Raw genomic sequence first — 16935 nt, forward strand, 5'->3', positions numbered from 1 at the left:
CGTAGACTCCATCGACGCGGTACTTACCCATCAGGAGCACATCACAATTGAGTTCGACCGATCGTAATGCCGCGGCGGTATCGGTTGTGAAGTATGGGTTGCCCGTACCGCCGGCGAGAATCACAATGCGGCCTTTCTCCATATGGCGGATTGCGCGGCGACGGATATACGGTTCCGCGACCTGATGCATCTCGATTGCGGTCTGGACACGCGTCGGAACACCCTGGCGCTCGAGTGCATCTTGCAGCGCCAGGGCATTGATGACGGTGGCCAGCATGCCCATATAGTCGGCGGTTGCTCGATCCATCCCCCGAGCGCTGGCGGCCAGCCCACGCCAGATGTTTCCACCGCCGACGACAATGGCAACCTGAATACCACGTGCTGCGACGCGTGCGATCTCTTCGGCGAGACGAGCGACGACCGCTGGATCAATGCCGTACCCTGCCTCTCCCATCAAGGCCTCTCCCGAGACCTTGAGGAGGATACGGCGATAGGACGCTCGGCCTTGTTCGGTCGCCCGTATCATGCCTCGTCGCTACCGAGTTCGAAGCGGGCAAAACGCCTGACTCGGATGTTCTCGCCGAGCCGTGCAATGGCTTCCTTAATCACGTCCTCCACAGTGCGCGAGGGATCCTTGATGAATGGTTGTGCCAAGAGGACTACCTGCTGTAGGAACTTCTCGCGGGAACCAGCCTGCTGCGCTCCTGCTTCCAGCACATCAGCTGGGACATCCTCAGCAGATACGTAGCGCGGTGCAGTTGCAGCAACTTGCATAGCAAGATCATGGACAAGCTGCTTGAACTCCGCTGTACGCGCGACAAAGTCGGTTTCGCAGTTAACCTCGATGAGGGCTCCAATGCGTCCTCCACCATGAATGTAGGCATGGACAAGCCCTTGGCTGGTGGTACGACCGGCCTTGCGAGCAGCCCGGGCCAACCCTTGCTGGCGCAGAATTTCTGCCGCCCGTTCCATGTCGCCGCCAGCTTCTTCAAGCGCCCGCTTGGCGTCCATAATGCCTGCGCCAGTACGCTCGCGCAGCTCCTTGATCATTTCGGTTGTAATCGACACCACTCCCCCTTCCCATCGGTCCCCTACTCAAGGCACAAATTGACCGGCAGGATCCTGCCGGTCAATCCAGTCCACGTTCAGTACTTGTGCTTTGGTAGGCGTGCCTCGAGCGAGTCGTGCTCTTCTTCTTCGACTTCCTCGTCCAATTCCTCTTGCAGTTCGACGTACTCCTCGTCGAACAACTCGTAGCTCGGCGCGAACTCCTCCTCCGGGTAGGCTTCCGCCGGTACACCGACGGCAGACTCGAAGTGGATGCGACCGGCGAGGATCGCGTCAGCGATCCGTGAAGTGATGAGACGGATCGAGCGAATCGCATCGTCGTTGGCAGGGATCACATAGTCGATACCATCGGGATCACAGTTGGTATCCACCATGGCGATAATCGGAATCCCGAGGCGCCGCGCTTCGGCGACGGCAATTGCCTCACGCTTCGGATCGACGACATAGAGGGCATCTGGCAAGCGGGTGAGGCCCCGCAGTCCGCCGAGGGTCCGCTGGAGCTTCGACAATTCGCGGAGCTTCCGCATCTGCTCCTTCTTAGGGAGCACAGCAAAAGCGGGGCTGCGCACTTCTTCTTCTAACTGCACCATGTAGCGGAGTCGCTGACGAATTGTGGTGAAGTTGGTCAGGGTACCACCGAGCCACCGTTCAGTGACGGAGTACATCCCACAACGCTCGGCCTCACTGCGGATGATTTCTTGCGCCTGCTTTTTTGTCCCTACAAACACGAACAGGCCGCCTCGCGCGGCTAGGTCATGCGCGAAGGCTTCCGCTTCCGCCAAGAGCCGAGCCGTCTGGCGAAGATCGATAATGTGGATACCATTGCGCTCACCGAAGATGTACGGGCGCATTTTGGGGTTCCAGCGCTTGGTCTGGTGTCCGAAATGCACCCCAGCTTCGAGAAGCGACTTTAAGGGGAGTTGTTCCGTTTCATGTTCCGCAATGGACACGGCCGTCACCCCTTCGTTCACAAACCGGTGTTCGTCATCCGTGCCCTTCACCCTGCGTGTCCACCACGAGCATGCTGATCGCGGCACACCGTACGCAGTCCAGGCACGTGTTCGTTCCGGCACATCGGCCGGCGTCCCGAGTATACCACGTAGTTCGATCCTCAGGGCTGGGCGAGTTGGAGATAGTCAGCCACGACGTAACCGCTCTGGTTGCTATACTTCACCGGCCACCAGACGTAGCCATCTGCCGAGACCGACTCGCCCACGACCGTGAGTTGGGTGCCCTCAGGGAGCCGCTCGATGACATCGGCGCTCGTACTGGGAGCAGCTCGAAGGTTGACGCCAGCACCATCAGTATTCGCGACCACCACGGTTGCCCCAGGGCCGATCGTCGTGCGAGGGGTCGGTGAGGCGCCAACAGTGGGCGTCGGATTCGTGGTACCAGGTGTGATAACAATGAGTCCGGCAGGTGTACCACTTGGGGTCGGTGTGGGGCCAGTAAGAACCTGTGTTGTGGTCGGGGTGGTGATGCTCTCCTCTCCTCTCCCGAGCAGCTGGTTAATCCAGAACCATGCCAAGCCGAGCATCAGGATAACGCCGAGGACAGGCGCTGCGATTCGGAGATAATCGGTCCAGTAGCGGTCGTCGGTATGGTAAGTGAATGACCGCTCACTACCGAAGGGTGAACTGCCTGCTGGACGACTGCCAAAAGGCGGGATGGTCGGTTCGTCCTGATCAGGCTCGCGTCCTGGGGGATTCTCGCGGAAGAAGCTCATCGTCGACCCTCGCTCCCGTTCCGTGCCGAACCAGCCACCTCCCCCGTCCCTCCCTGCAGACTCGGAGGGTCGCACGATCTGGTACTCGTGCGTCACCTCTTCGAGCCGTTCCTGTGCTGGTTGCTCGGCTGGTTCCCAGTAATTCGTCATGCCACGATCGCAATCGAGATCATCCTCGCTCACGAGGTGACTCTGGTGCGGTGCGTACAAGAGTGGGTGACGGCACCAACCCTTCCGCCACAGCGGTGCAGGTTCAAAGTATTTACATGTTCCACACTTGCGTTCCACCGTCATCGCTGGCCCATCACTCCATCCGATTGGCCCTCCGTGGCCTATTCGACCGTGGAGTATACCCGTCTGGTGAGATCAGGGATCGACTAACTCGCTTTCCACCGGATTTTGCTCTTCGGATGGACTGTGAGTCGTTGCTGTGAAACGTCCGAGCGCTGGCCGAGCGTGGGCGGGCTCGCCCGTTGGCATTGAGAGATCACCCTCACAGCGACCACCTTCCTCGATCACAAGCGTTCTCGTCGTGATGGTACCTGAGACGAATCCGGTCTTGAGTATGTGCAGTTTACCGCGGCAGTCGATTGAGCCTCGCAAAGTCCCCGCGACAGTGATCCCCCCTGCCTCCACTGTTGCATCGACTCGTGCGCCTTCGGCGATCTGGATCGATCCCTCGCACCGGAGTGTCCCACGCAATTCGCCCTCGATCCGGATGTCACGGCTTGAGGTCAAGGTTCCTTCGACCGTAGTGCAGCGATCAATCAGGGTCAGGCTCTCGACCGCACGTGTGACGCCTGGTACTGGCTCGTAGGTCATGGGCGCCCTCCCATTGTCACCTCCCGTTGGTCTGTTTCTCCAGAGCCCATCTTCAGCTTGCCCGTGAGGCGTGCTCCTTCGTGCACAACAAGGGATGGAGCGACAACTTCACCAACAACTTCACTGCTGGGGTGAATCTCCAGCCGTCCGCGTGCTTCTATCCGTCCTCTGACAGAGCCATGGACAATCACGTTCTGTGCAGCGATCTCGGCATCGACAGTTGCCCCTTCGGCAATGGTGACATCATGAGCGGCTCGTACTGTTCCCTGTAGGTGACCATGAATCACTACCGATCCTTCGGTCTGGATGGTTCCTTCCCAGCGCGCATTTGCAGCAAGCACGCTCATGCTCCGATCCACTGGACCAGGAACAGCTGGACGAGTGATGGATTCCGGCGCTGGCCGAATTGGGGTGCGTGGCGCGGCCACCGCCGGCTCACTCACCGGTGCCGAAGGCAGCTCTTCCTCAGGCGCAAGTTCTTCCAACGCCGACTGCTCAAGTTGCTGGCGCAACTGCGAAAGTTGCCGCTCCAACGGGTCTCGCGAGTCTCGACGGAACATGGCAACACTCCTTCCGATGATCGCAGCCGAGCTCTGAGGAAAGCCGAGTCAAGGTCGTGTAGACTGGCGGCGTGCCGGCACGGGACTTCTGCGACTCGACTTCCCCGGCGACGCTCGCAGTATAGCAGGGATGTACGAACAGGATCAGGGGAGCGAAAGGCAATGGTCGCAGGTTATTCAACGGAGTACACTCAAAATATGGAGGACAGGGCGGTTTGGCGTCAGCTCGCATGGTGGTTCGGTGGGATCGTCGTGGGATTCAAAACCTGGACGGTCCTCCTTATCTTCGTGTTTTCCGTTGACTGGTCGACTGCCTGGTACCTAATCCTCAATCATGTCGCATGGCTGATCGGAATCATCCTTGTGGTATGGGGACCGCTCTTCTTCTGGTACCGATTGGTGCGCGTACGCTTGCGCCGTGAGCGGCTCCTTCGGTCCGAGTGGGAGATTTCAGAGACGATCCGACGTCGACGCTGAAGAACCGTTGTGCACTTGGCATTGAAGGGGGTGCGCCCGGCAGGACTCGAACCTGCAACCTTTTGCTCCGGAGGCAAACGCTCTATCCATTGAGCTACGGGCGCGCGTTCCAGTGGACAACTCTACCATAGCCGGTCCCTTTGGTGCAAGGCACTGCGCTTTCATCGGCTCCGTCCCTACCCGTCTTCGTTGCCGAGGGATCCAGCGTATCCGTGAATAAATGCTGGCGCTTCGCCGAGCAGAGATTTGCTCTTCCGTCTCTGAATCGCGTTTGGTAAACCCGTTTCACTAGTGCGAGCACATGTGGGCGGGTTCTCCAAGGGAAGCCCCAGTGACTGGGGCTCGAGGCGCGGGTCCAAGAGGCTCGGCCTCTCAGGAGGGGGGCCAGGGGTACTGTGCTCCCGGGCTAGTCATCTTTTGCGCAACGAGCCAAGAACTGGAACCAGTTCAGTCAACCCGTGGTTGGAATCTTGTGCCCTCTCTCACCGTGGCGTGTAGCCACTCCTGGCGGCAGCCACGCCGGACGAGAAGAATGCGTTGTGTCACTCTTCTCCGGTGGCATGGTCGTTTGTTCCGTCGGAGATCATGCGAGAGACGGAGTCCGTCATCGGCTGTGCACGAGCGAATCGTCGAACGTGGAGCTCGTGCGATGTGGGGTACCACATCTGAGGGGAACCCCGCCACGGTGGCTTGCTGCTTCTCGCTCGATAAAGAAAAGGTTCCGCCGAACAGTGACCTTGACGGGTAGAGGGAGTCGTGGTATGCTGGCGATTTGCGAAGAGGTGACGCGCGCGCATGCTGCGGCGTGACACACAGGAGAATCATACAAGGTGTGGGCCGAGCGGCTACAAGCTGCTCGGGTTCTGGTTTTTCCCTGCGCAGCAGCGTTGGTTGCGGCGCTGGTGGTACGACCCCATTCCATAGCGTCGCCAGTTTTCACCCCGCATCGAACGGATCGTGACAATCCGAGACAGTGAAGGAGAGCGAAATGGCCGTGACGACAGGGGCGATCGTGACAGCATCGTCCGGAATTCAGCAAGTGCGGTCGAATTTGGGCGTCGGGCGAGTTTCCTTCTCGCGGATTCCGACCGTTCTGGAGATGCCGAATCTTATCGAACTTCAGCTCAAGTCGTTCGAATGGTTCAAGACGGAGGGATTGCGGGAGCTCCTTGAGGAGATCTCACCGATCATCGACTACAACCAGAAGCTCGAGCTCCACTTTTTGCGTCACTGGTTTGAGAAGCCGCGGTACGGCCCGGACATTTGCCGCGAGCGCGACATGACCTACGCAGCGCCCCTGTATTTTCGGGTACGGCTGGTGATCCGGGATACAGGGGAAGTCAAGGAGAGTGACATTTATATCGACGACTTCCCGATGATGACGGAGACGGGCACCTTCGTCATCAACGGAGCTGAGCGAGTCGTCGTCTCCCAGCTTGTGCGCTCTCCTGGTGCGTACTTTGAGCTGGAGACCGATCCAACGACTGGTCGCCAACTGTGCATGGCGAAACTCATTCCGACCCGAGGCGCGTGGCTTGAATTCGAGACCTCCAACCGCGACGTGCTCTCGGTGAAGATCGATCGGAAGCGCAAGATTCCGGTCACGGTGCTCCTGCGGGCAGTCGGCTACGGTCGGGACGAGCAGCTTTACGAGCTCTTCGCCGATGTCGACACGGATCCCGATCACCGATACATCGCGGCGACGATCGAGCGTGATCGGACGAAGAGCCGTGAAGAGGCCCAGATGGAGGTTTACAAGACACTCCGCCCTGGGGACCCGCCGACGCGGGAGAACGCTGCGGCGCTGATCGAGCGGCTGTTCTTCAACCCACGGACCTACGATCTTGGCAAGGTCGGACGGTACAAGTTGAACAAGCGGCTCGGGCTGTCAACGGCAGCCGATGTCCGCGTGCTCACCGCGGATGATCTTGCGGCGGTCGTGCGCACAATGATCCTCGTCAACCGGGGTTTGGATCGTCCTGACGATATCGACCATCTTGGTAACCGGCGCGTGCGCACGGTGGGAGAGCTCATCCAGATCCATCTCCGCACTGGCTTGCAACGGCTGGAACGGGCGATCCGGGAGCGGATGACGATTGTCGATGTGGAAACAGTCACGCCGGCCAGCCTCATCAGTAGCACTCGGCCGTTGCGAGCAGCGATTCGGGAGTTCTTTGGGGGAAGCCAGCTCTCCCAGTTCATGGATCAGACGAATCCGCTCGCTGAGTTGACGCACAAGCGGCGTGTGTCGGCCCTTGGACCTGGCGGGCTCAACCGTGAACGTGCGGGCTTCGAGGTCCGTGACGTGCACGACTCGCACTATGGGCGCATCTGTCCGATCGAGACACCAGAAGGTCCGAATATCGGGCTGATCACGTCGCTGGCGACGTACGCCAAGGTGAACGAGTACGGCTTCATCACGACGCCGTACCGACGGGTGTATCGTTCGCTGGAGTTGCCGACCCAGGCGGAACTTTTGCTCGGCCAAATAATCCGGACCGATGTGGTGGATCCGGTTACTGGAGAGGTATTGGCGGTGCGCGGAACGACGGTTGATGCCGAGCTGCGGAATCGTCTGGTTGCGGCGGGTGTCACACGCGTGGACGTCGTCCCCTTCGTGAGTGACGAAGTAGATTACCTGACGGCCGATCAGGAAGAGCACTACACGATTGCGCAAGCGAACACTCCGCTCGACGAAGGGATGCGGTTCGTCGCGGGCCGGGTCGAGGCTCGGCGCGCTGGCAAGTTTGTTCTTGAGGTACCGGAGAAGATCGACTATATGGACGTGTCGCCCAAGCAGGTTGTTTCTGTCTCGGCGGCACTAATTCCTTTCCTGGAGCATGACGATGCGAACCGAGCGCTGATGGGTGCGAACATGCAGCGGCAAGCAGTGCCGCTGCTCCGCCCGCGCGCTCCGATCGTTGGCACGGGTGTTGAGTACCAGGCGGCACGTGATTCGGGCCAAGTGGTCGTTGCCCAGAAGGGTGGCATCGTCAAGTCGGTGACTGCTCGGCGTATTGTGGTGCTCGAGGACGACGGGAATGAGCGGGTGTACGAACTCCGCAAGTTCGTCCGCTCGAATCAGGACACGTGCATCAACCAGCGCCCGATCGTGCAAAAGGGCCAGCGTGTCGAGGCGGGCGATGTGATTGCCGATAGCTCGAGCACTGAGAACGGTGAGTTGGCACTTGGGCAAAACGTCCTTGTGGCCTTCATGTCTTGGGAGGGTGGAAACTTCGAGGACGCGGTGCTCATCAGCGAGCGCCTCGTCCGCGATGACGTGTACACCTCGATTCACATTGAAAAGTACGAATGCGAAGCCCGCGACACGAAGCTCGGACCTGAGGAGATTACGCGAGACATTCCGAATGTGGGTGAAGACAGTTTGCGCAATCTGGATGCCGACGGAATCATCCGGATCGGAGCGGAGGTGCGACCGAATGATATTCTGGTCGGCAAGGTTACCCCGCGGGGTGAGACGGAACTCTCGGCTGAGGAGCGCCTCCTGCGGGCGATCTTTGGTGAGCGGGCGCGCGATGTCAAAGACACGAGTCTTCGGGTGCCGCACGGTGTGCATGGCATCGTCATTGATGTGAAGCGGTTCCGGCGTGATGACGAGAATGGAGTGGAGCTCCCAGCCGGTGTCAACGAGATGGTGCGGGTCTTGATCGCCCAGAAGCGCAAAATTTCCGAAGGCGACAAGATGGCGGGGCGGCACGGGAACAAGGGGGTTGTCTCGCGCATCGTGCCGATCGAAGACATGCCCTACCTCCCGGATGGAACACCGGTCGACATCATCCTGAATCCGATCGGTGTGCCATCGCGAATGAATCTCGGACAGATTCTCGAGACCCATCTCGGTTGGGCGGCGCAAACTCTCGGTCTGAAAGTGGCGAGTCCGGTTTTCGACGGAGCGAAAGAGGAGGAAATCCGCGAACTCTTGCGCAAAGCGGGTTTGCCGGAGGACGGGAAGGTCGAACTGTACGATGGTCGAACTGGCGAGAAATTCGATCGACCTGTGACCGTCGGCATCATCTATATGATGAAGCTTGTGCACCTTGTGGAAGACAAGATCCATGCGCGATCGACAGGTCCGTACTCGTTGGTCACCCAGCAGCCGCTGGGTGGGAAGGCCCAGTTTGGTGGTCAACGCTTCGGCGAGATGGAGGTGTGGGCGCTTGAGGCGTATGGAGCAGCCCACACGCTCCAAGAGATGTTGACCGTGAAGTCTGACGATGTCGTCGGACGGGTGAAGACGTACGAAGCAATTGTCAAAGGTGAGCCGATCGTGGAAGCCGGGGTACCGGAGTCCTTCAAAGTGCTAGTGAAGGAACTCCGGAGCCTTGGTCTCTCGGTCGAGGTGCTCAATGAGGACGAGGAGCCGATCGAGTTCGGCGAGGATCATGGTCGCGAGCGAGAGATTCTCTCGCATCTCGACCGTATCAACCTCAGCGGTTTCGAACGCACGGAAGAGTGACAAGTAGAGGTGAGGACGTATGAGCACTGTCACGCGGCAGCGGGACGCACGCAAGTCGGTCGACGTCAACAACTTCGAAGCGATTCGGATCGGGCTGGCGTCGCCGGAGGCGATCCGCAGCTGGTCGTATGGTGAGGTCACCAAGCCGGAGACGATCAATTACCGCACGCTGAAGCCTGAGCATGGTGGCCTCTTCTGCGAGCGGATCTTCGGACCGACAAAGGACTTTGAGTGCTATTGTGGGAAGTACAAGCGGCAAAGATATGCGGGCACCATCTGTGACAAGTGTGGAGTGGAAGTCACCCGGTCGAAGGTCCGGCGTGAACGAATGGGACATATCGAGCTCGCGGCCCCTGTTGCGCACATTTGGTATGTCAAGGGAACGCCGAGTCGGCTGGGGATCCTGCTCGATATCACACCACGGAATCTCGAGCGAGTCCTCTACTTTGCCTCTTACCTTGTCACACGGGTCGACGAGGCGAAGCGACAAGAGTTGATTGAAAACATCCGGCAGGAGCTGCAGGCCGAGCTTGAGGAACTCGATCGGCAACTGGAGACAAGACGCCGAGAACTGGAGGAAGCGCAAGGGGCAGAGCTGGTTGCTCTGCGAGAGCGCCGCAGCGCACTGGAGCGTGAGGCGCTGGAGCGTGCAGCGAGTGCCCGGGAACGGGTGCGGCGGCAAGCGGCTGAGGTGCGCGAGCAGCTCCAGCACCTGCTTGGTCAGGAGGCCGAAGCAGATCTTACCTTTGCCGGTCGACTGATCGTTGGCGCTGGAGAAAGGGTCACTGAAGCACATCTCTCCGCGCTGGACGAGGCCGAGCAGGAAGCGGTCGAGGAGGCCGAACGCACCGGGCGCAGCACCGTGACCGGCGAGCAAGCGCTCGTTGAGGCTGAGCAGGATCTTCTGGTTGCCCGGCTGACCGAGCAACTTGCGTCCTTCCAGAACGAAATTGAGCGGCAGAAGGCGGATCTACGCGCGGAAGCTGACGAATTGATCCGGCAAGTGCAGGAGATCCATGAGTTGCAGGTACTTACTGAGCAGCAGTACCGGGAGCTCATGGATATCGCCTCAGGGGTTTTTGAGGCCAAGATGGGGGCGGAAGCGGTCTATGAGGTTGTGTCGCGTATGGATCTCGACCAGCTCTCCGCGCAGTTACGAGCCGAAATGGCACAGGCAACGGGGCAGCGACAAAAGCGGATCGCCAAGCGGTTGCGCCTTGTTGAGGCACTCCGGAAGAGCGGGAATCGACCGGAATGGATGCTGTTAACCGTACTCCCGGTTATCCCGCCAGATCTTCGTCCGATGGTGCAGCTTGACGGAGGCCGGTTCGCAACGTCGGACCTCAACGATCTCTATCGGCGTGTCATTAACCGGAACAACCGGCTGAAGCGGCTGATCGAGTTGGGCGCACCAGACATCATCATTCGAAACGAAAAGCGCATGCTGCAGGAGGCGGTCGACGCGCTCATTGACAATGGCCGCCGTGGGCGTGTCGTGTCCGGGACAAGCAAGCACAAGCTCAAGAGTCTCTCGGACATGCTGAAGGGAAAGCAGGGGCGCTTCCGCCAGAACCTCCTGGGTAAGCGAGTAGACTACTCGGGTCGCTCGGTGATTGTGGTAGGCCCAGACCTGAAGTTGCACCAGTGCGGTTTGCCAAAGCGGATGGCGCTCGAGCTTTTCAAGCCGTTTGTGATGCAGCGGCTGGTGGTGCACGGGCATGCGCACAATATTAAGGCTGCCAAGCGACTCGTGGAGCGGATGGATCCGCGCGTCTGGGATGTCCTTGAGGAGGTCACCCAGAACTACCTTGTGCTACTCAACCGAGCGCCGACACTGCACCGTCTGGGTATCCAGGCGTTTGAAGTGAAGTTGATCGAAGGGTCGGCGATCCAGCTGCATCCTCTGGTGTGTGCAGCGTTCAATGCCGACTTTGACGGAGACCAGATGGCGGTGCATGTGCCGCTTTCGGCCGCAGCACAGCGTGAGGCGCGGGAGCGCATGCTCTCCACGCGGAACCTCCTTGACCCTTCGGACGGGGAGCCAGTGATCGCGCCCACTCTAGACATCGTTCTCGGGTGCTACGTGATGACGCTCCCGAATCCGGAAGCGAAGGGAGCGGGCAAAGTTTTCGCGAACCGAGACGAGGTTGTGCTGGCCTATCAGAGTGGTGCGGTTGATCTTCAGGCGCCGATCCGCTTGCGAATGGAAGTCGACGCAAGCGGTCCGGAGCTCGTCGAGACGACTGTTGGACGAGTGCTCTTCAACGAGATTCTGCCCAAGGAACTCGGCTTTTGGAACGAGCTCATGGACCGCAAAGCGCTGCGACGGCTTATTGCCGAGTGCTACCAGCGACTTGGTCCGGACGAGACAGCACGACTGGCTGACCGCATCAAGGATCTTGGTTTCCACTACGCCACGAAGAGCGGAATCACGATTGGTGTGACCGATGTGCACATTCCGCCTGAGAAGGCGGAAATCATTGCGCGTGCTGATCAGCGAGTGGCTGAGGTCGAGCGGCAGTACCGACGCGGTCTCATCACCGACGCTGAGCGCCACCGAGAGGTGGTGGCAATCTGGAACGAGGCGCGCGACGAACTAGCCCAAGTGGTGGAGCGGAGTCTGGGCGAGCAGAACAGCCTCTACATGATGAGTAAGTCGGGTGCCAAGGGGAACATCAACCAGATCAACCAGATGGCCGGTATGCGAGGTTTGATGCTCGACCCAAAGGGGCAGATCATCGAGCTTCCGATCCGCTCTAATTTCCGCGAAGGACTCTCGGTCTTGGAGTACTTCATCTCAACGCACGGCGCTCGCAAAGGTCTTGCAGACACTGCGCTGCGAACGGCCGACTCCGGGTACCTCACGCGGCGCCTCGTCGACGTGGCGCAGGACGTCATCGTGACGATCGACGACTGTGGCACCGAGGACGGAATGTGGATACGGCTAGAGGACTTGCCTGATCGCGAGACGTACGCCGACCGGATCCTCGGGCGCGTCGCGGCACGCGACTTGATTGATCCAGCGACCGGGGAGCTCTTGGTGCGGCGGAACGAGGAGCTGACCGAGCCTATTGTGGCGCAGATCATTGCCTCGCTCGAGCGGTCGGATCCGGCACAGCGGATCACCGCAGTGATGATCCGCACGCCGCTGTACTGCACAGCTGATTATGGGGTGTGCCGGCTGTGCTACGGTCGGAATCTGGCCACCCGGCAGATCGTCGAACTCGGTGAAGCGGTTGGCATCATTGCTGCGCAGAGCATCGGTGAGCCGGGAACCCAGTTGACGATGCGCACCTTCCACACTGGTGGGGTAGCTGGTGAGGACATTACGACGGGTCTGCCGCGCGTCGAGGAGTTGTTTGAGGCCCGAGAACCGAAGGGGAAGGCGATCCTGGCGAAGATCGACGGCGTGGTGCAGATCGTCGAGGACGAATACGGGCGGAAGGTTGTGGTGCACGATGACCGACTCGAAACGGAGACACACCGGGTGCCGGAAGGGTACGTGCTCCTTGTGGGTACGGGGGAGTTGGTCGCTGCAGGACAGGTACTCGCTCAGCCTGCAGAAGGACAAGAGGGAGAACCGATCGTTGCCACGCTCGACGGCGAAGTGTTCGTGGACGGGAACGAAGTCGTTATCCGGCGCGAAGAGCAGCGACGCGAGGAGTACCAGATCCCGGCGGCAGCGCACCTGCTTGTCAGCGACGGTGACCGCGTCACTGCTGGCCAGCCTTTGACCGATGGAAATGCCAGTCCGGAGGAGCTTCTCTCGACACTTGGCCGAGATGTGGTGCAGCGGTACATCCTGGATGAAGTACAAAAGGTTTACAAGTCACAGGGTGTGGTTACCAACGACCGGCACATCGAGATCATTATCCGACAAATGTTGCGTAAGGTCGCGGTGACCGATCCGGGAGATACAGATCTCTTGGTCGGGGAGATGCTCGACCGGACGCAACTCCTGCGGATCAACGAAGAGGTCATCGCGCAGGGTGGTGTACCGGCAACTGCGCAGCAAGTTCTGCTGGGGATTACCAAGGCCTCGCTTGCGACGGAGAGCTGGCTCTCGGCGGCTTCCTTCCAGGAGACGACGCGAGTCCTGACCGAGGCGGCAATCCAAGGCAAGGTCGACTACCTGCGTGGCCTCAAGGAGAATGTCATTATTGGCAAGTTAATTCCCGCCGGTTCTGGGTTCTGGGAGCGGAAGCGCCGACGCGAGGCAGCGCTGAGTGCGCTTGACGAGGTGACGCTCGCGGGCTTGGCCGCGGTGGGGCTCGGCCCTGGTGGAGAACCGCTCCCGGGGCTCGCGCAGAGTGCAGAGGCCGGTGGGCAACCGGGGAATCCGGACGAGGCTGCGGATTCCAAAGCCAGCGCGTGAGGAACCGAGTGGTGCAGCTAGTGGTAGTGCAGGCGCCTCTCGGTAGCTGGCAAGTTGCTTGACGGCTCGGGAATAGTGCTGTAGACTTTACCCTCGTGACCCGAACCCGGGTCACGAGGGTATGTTATTGTTCAGAGTAGAGAGAGCGCTGGGGAACCAGCGCTGGGCGGAGAGAGAGGCCCGACGTGCCGACGATCAATCAGCTGGTGCGCAAAGGCCGAGAGAAGCGGACCAAAAAGTCCAAGGCACCTGCGCTCCAATTCATCTATAGCCGTGTCGGTCGAAACGCGGGCAAGTTGCGCCAGGTGCCAAAGGGGAATCCACAGAAGCGCGGTGTCTGCATCGCGGTGCGAACGATGACGCCAAAGAAGCCGAACTCGGCACTGCGCAAGATTGCTCGTGTCCGGCTGACGAACGGTATTGAGGTGACGGCGTATATTCCGGGTGAGGGGCACAATCTGCAAGAGCACTCGGTCGTTCTCGTCCGCGGGGGCCGCGTGAAGGACTTGCCGGGTGTTCGGTACCATATCGTACGAGGCGCACTCGATGCCAAAGGGGTCGAGAACCGGCGGCAGGGGCGCTCGAAGTACGGGACGAAGAAGCCCAAGCAGTAGGCCCGGCGAACGCTGGCCTGCGCGAAGCTGAGTGATTGTCGGCAGACGAAGCGCGGCATCGGGAGAAGGCTCCAAGGTTGCCGGCTTCGTCTGTATCATGCCGAACGAGGAACAGTCATAGGGAGGCAGCGAGCGATGCCAAGGCGACCGAAGTACGAGCGGCGGACCATTCCACCGGATCCGAAGTACGGAAGTGAGCTCCTGCAGCGTTTCATTAACAAAGTCATGAGACGGGGCAAGAAGTCGCTCGCGGAGCGCATTGTTTATTCAGCGTTGGACATTGTGGCCCAGCGCACGGGGCAACACGCGCTTGAGGTTTTCCAGCGGGCGATTCACAACGCGTCCCCGCTGCTCGAGGTGAAGCCGCGACGCGTCGGGGGCGCCACGTACCAGGTGCCAGTGCAAGTTGAACCGCATCGCCGGGTCTCGCTCGCCATGCGCTGGCTTATCCAGTCGGCGCGAAACCGCAGTGGCTACAACTTCATCGAAAAGTTGGCGGCAGAGATCATTGATGCTGCCAACAATACGGGAGCTACTATCAAGAAACGGGACGACACACACCGGATGGCGGAAGCGAACCGTGCCTTCGCGCATTACCGGTGGTGAAAAAGAGCAATCACCGAGACAGGGGTCAGGACGGATGAGTACGGTACAGCCACAGATGACTGAGGCCAGGCGTGTGCTCTTACAACGCACACGGAACATCGGCATCATCGCGCATATCGACGCTGGGAAGACGACAACGACGGAACGCATCCTGTTCTACACCGGGAAGGTCCATCGTCCCGGCGAGGTACACGAGGGAACGGCGACGATGGACTGGATGGTCCAGGAGCGGGAGCGGGGTATCACGATCACGGCCGCCGCGACGACCTGCTTCTGGCGTGACCATCGCATTAACATCATTGACACGCCTGGTCACGTGGACTTCACGGTCGAGGTAGAGCGCTCGCTCCGAGTGCTCGATGGGGGGGTCGTCGTCTTTGACGGTGTCCACGGCGTGGAGCCCCAGTCTGAGACAGTCTGGCGGCAGGCCGACAAGTACCATGTGCCCCGCATCTGCTTTATCAACAAGCTGGATCGGGTCGGCGCAAACTATGTGCGCGCCATTGACATGATTCGTGATCGGCTGCGGGCGAACCCCGCTGCCATCCAGTGGCCAATCGGCCTGGAGTCGGAATTCCGCGGCATCATCGATCTCATCGAGTTCCGCGCCAAGATCTACCATGACGACCTCGGTCAACACATTGAGGACACCGAGGTGCCGGCAGAGTACGTCGAGGTTGCGCGCGAGTGGCGACACAAGTTGATCGAGCAGATCGTCGAAACAGACGAGGAACTTATGCTGCGCTACCTCGAAGGAGAGGAGCCGACTCCAGAGGAGCTCCGGCGTGCGCTGCGTGCAGCGACGATCCGCGGGCAGCTTGTCCCAGTGCTCTGCGGATCAGCACTGAAGAACAAGGGAGTTCAGCTGCTCCTGGATGCAATTGTCGATTACCTGCCCTCGCCGCTCGATATCCCACCCGTGAAGGGAACGCACCCAGTAACAGGCGAAGAAATCACGCGCGAGGCGGACGATGAAGCACCGTTCGCTGCGCTCGCATTCAAGATTCAGTCCGATCCACACGTTGGGCGCTTGACCTACGTCCGGGTGTACTCGGGGCGGCTCCACAGCAGTTCCTATGTCTATAACTCGACCAAGGGGGAGCGAGAGCGAATTTCGCGTCTCTTGCGCATGCATGCCAACCACCGCGAGGAGGTCGAGTGGATTGGCGCTGGTGACATCTGTGCAGTCATCGGACTGAAAAAGACCTTTACTGGAGATACTCTTTGCGATCCTGAGCACCCCATTCTCTTGGAGCCGATACAGTTCCCCGAGCCAGTCATCTCTGTGGCAGTCGAACCCAAGACGCGAGCCGATCAAGACAAGCTCTCACTAGCGTTGCAGCGACTTGCCGAGGAGGATCCGACGTTCCAAGTACGGATTGATCCGGAGAGTGGACAGACGATTATCTCCGGTATGGGGGAGCTGCATCTTGAGGTTATCGTTGACCGGATGCAGCGAGAGTTCAAGGTTGCCGCGAATATCGGTCGGCCGCAGGTTGCATACAAAGAGACTATCACGCGGCCTGTGCGGGTGGAGGGGCGATTCGTTCGGCAGACCGGTGGCCGCGGCCAGTACGGACACGTTTGGCTAGAGCTCGAGCCGCTTCCGCGTGGAAGTGGCTTCGTCTTCGAGGATCGAATTGTCGGCGGAGTGATTCCGAAGGAGTTCATTCCTGCGGTCGAGGCGGGTATCCGTGAGGCGATGCAGAGCGGTGGTGTCGCTGGCTACCCGGTGATCGACCTCAAGGCGGTCCTCGTAGATGGTTCGTACCACGAGGTGGACTCTTCGGAGATGGCGTTCAAGATCGCCGCGTCGATGGCTCTCAAGGAGGGTGTGCGACGCGGTCAGCCGGTCATTCTCGAACCGATCATGCGTGTTGAAGTTGTGACACCGGAAGAGTTTACCGGTGACGTAATCGGTGATCTCAATGCACGTCGCGGACGCATTGAGGGAATGGAGATGCGTGCCGGGGCCCAGGTGATCCGTGCCATGGTACCGCTCGCCACGATGTTTGGGTATGCGACTGATTTGCGCTCGATGACGCAAGGTCGGGGCACGTACACGATGGAGTTTGACCATTATGCGCCAGTGCCAGAAAGCTTGGCCCAGGAGCTCTTAGCGAAGGCTGGCAAGGCAAGTTGAGGCAACGAGTGTGGGAATGAGTGACGGACGGAAGCACGATTGAGGAAGGGGCGAGACGATGAGCAAG

The 16935-nt window shown here is 59.9% G+C and carries 12 protein-coding genes and 1 tRNA gene; 6 read left to right on the forward strand and 7 right to left on the reverse strand.

The features are described from left to right. The 6 genes from NET03_RS13015 to NET03_RS13040 form a co-directional block, all read right to left on the reverse strand. The coding region (locus NET03_RS13015) for a uridine monophosphate kinase (protein WP_503008234.1) at positions 1 to 526 on the reverse strand (526 nt) is incomplete at its 3' end. Further along, on the reverse strand, positions 523 to 1068 hold the full coding sequence (gene tsf, locus NET03_RS13020) for a translation elongation factor Ts (RefSeq protein WP_252129328.1): 546 nt from the start codon (positions 1066 to 1068) through the stop codon (positions 523 to 525). The genes tsf and NET03_RS13015, both read right to left, overlap by 4 nt. A 77-nt stretch (positions 1069 to 1145) precedes the next feature. Next, on the reverse strand, positions 1146 to 2018 hold the full coding sequence (rpsB, locus tag NET03_RS13025) for a 30S ribosomal protein S2 (RefSeq protein ID WP_353655834.1): 873 nt from the start codon (positions 2016 to 2018) through the stop codon (positions 1146 to 1148). 161 nt (positions 2019 to 2179) lie between these two features. Continuing rightward, positions 2180 to 3088, reverse strand: a complete 909-nt coding sequence (locus NET03_RS13030; RefSeq protein WP_252129329.1) for an SH3 domain-containing protein — start codon at positions 3086 to 3088, stop codon at positions 2180 to 2182. A gap of 72 nt (positions 3089 to 3160) precedes the next feature. Continuing rightward, positions 3161 to 3616, reverse strand: coding sequence for a bactofilin family protein (locus tag NET03_RS13035; protein WP_252129330.1), 456 nt, complete (start codon positions 3614 to 3616; stop codon positions 3161 to 3163). Continuing rightward, the gene (locus tag NET03_RS13040) at positions 3613 to 4176 is read right to left on the reverse strand and encodes a bactofilin family protein (protein WP_252129331.1); all 564 of its coding nucleotides are present in this window, start codon (positions 4174 to 4176) and stop codon (positions 3613 to 3615) included. Before NET03_RS13040 ends, NET03_RS13035 begins: the two co-directional genes overlap by 4 nt. Before the next feature lie 198 nt (positions 4177 to 4374). On the opposite strand from NET03_RS13040, the gene NET03_RS13045 reads away from it, so the two are divergent. Then, the gene (locus NET03_RS13045) at positions 4375 to 4653 is read left to right on the forward strand and encodes a hypothetical protein (RefSeq protein ID WP_252129332.1); all 279 of its coding nucleotides are present in this window, start codon (positions 4375 to 4377) and stop codon (positions 4651 to 4653) included. A gap of 31 nt (positions 4654 to 4684) precedes the next feature. Here the strand turns inward: NET03_RS13045 and NET03_RS13050 are convergent. Next, a tRNA-Arg gene (locus tag NET03_RS13050) sits at positions 4685 to 4757 on the reverse strand. Positions 4758 to 5641: 884 nt separating this feature from the next. On the opposite strand from NET03_RS13050, the gene rpoB reads away from it, so the two are divergent. The 5 genes from rpoB to fusA all read left to right on the forward strand — a co-directional run bounded on the left by rpoB (position 5642) and on the right by fusA (position 16868). Then, on the forward strand, positions 5642 to 9130 hold the full coding sequence (gene rpoB, locus NET03_RS13055) for a DNA-directed RNA polymerase subunit beta (RefSeq protein ID WP_252129333.1): 3489 nt from the start codon (positions 5642 to 5644) through the stop codon (positions 9128 to 9130). Between the two features lie 19 nt (positions 9131 to 9149). Next, entirely contained in the window at positions 9150 to 13505 is a 4356-nt protein-coding gene (gene rpoC / locus NET03_RS13060; protein WP_252129334.1) for a DNA-directed RNA polymerase subunit beta', read from the forward strand. 185 nt (positions 13506 to 13690) lie between these two features. Then, positions 13691 to 14119 (forward strand): 30S ribosomal protein S12, encoded by a 429-nt coding sequence (rpsL, locus tag NET03_RS13065; RefSeq protein WP_252129335.1) that lies wholly within the window; start codon positions 13691 to 13693, stop codon positions 14117 to 14119. A gap of 135 nt (positions 14120 to 14254) precedes the next feature. Further along, positions 14255 to 14725, forward strand: coding sequence for a 30S ribosomal protein S7 (gene rpsG, locus NET03_RS13070; protein ID WP_252129336.1), 471 nt, complete (start codon positions 14255 to 14257; stop codon positions 14723 to 14725). A 34-nt stretch (positions 14726 to 14759) separates the two neighbouring features. Next, positions 14760 to 16868: an elongation factor G gene (gene fusA / locus NET03_RS13075; protein ID WP_286207490.1), complete on the forward strand. Its 2109-nt coding sequence runs from the start codon at positions 14760 to 14762 to the stop codon at positions 16866 to 16868. Positions 16869 to 16935 lie beyond the last annotated feature (67 nt).

The organism is Thermomicrobium sp. CFH 73360, from assembly GCF_023806465.1.
Taxonomy (GTDB): domain Bacteria; phylum Chloroflexota; class Chloroflexia; order Thermomicrobiales; family Thermomicrobiaceae; genus Thermomicrobium.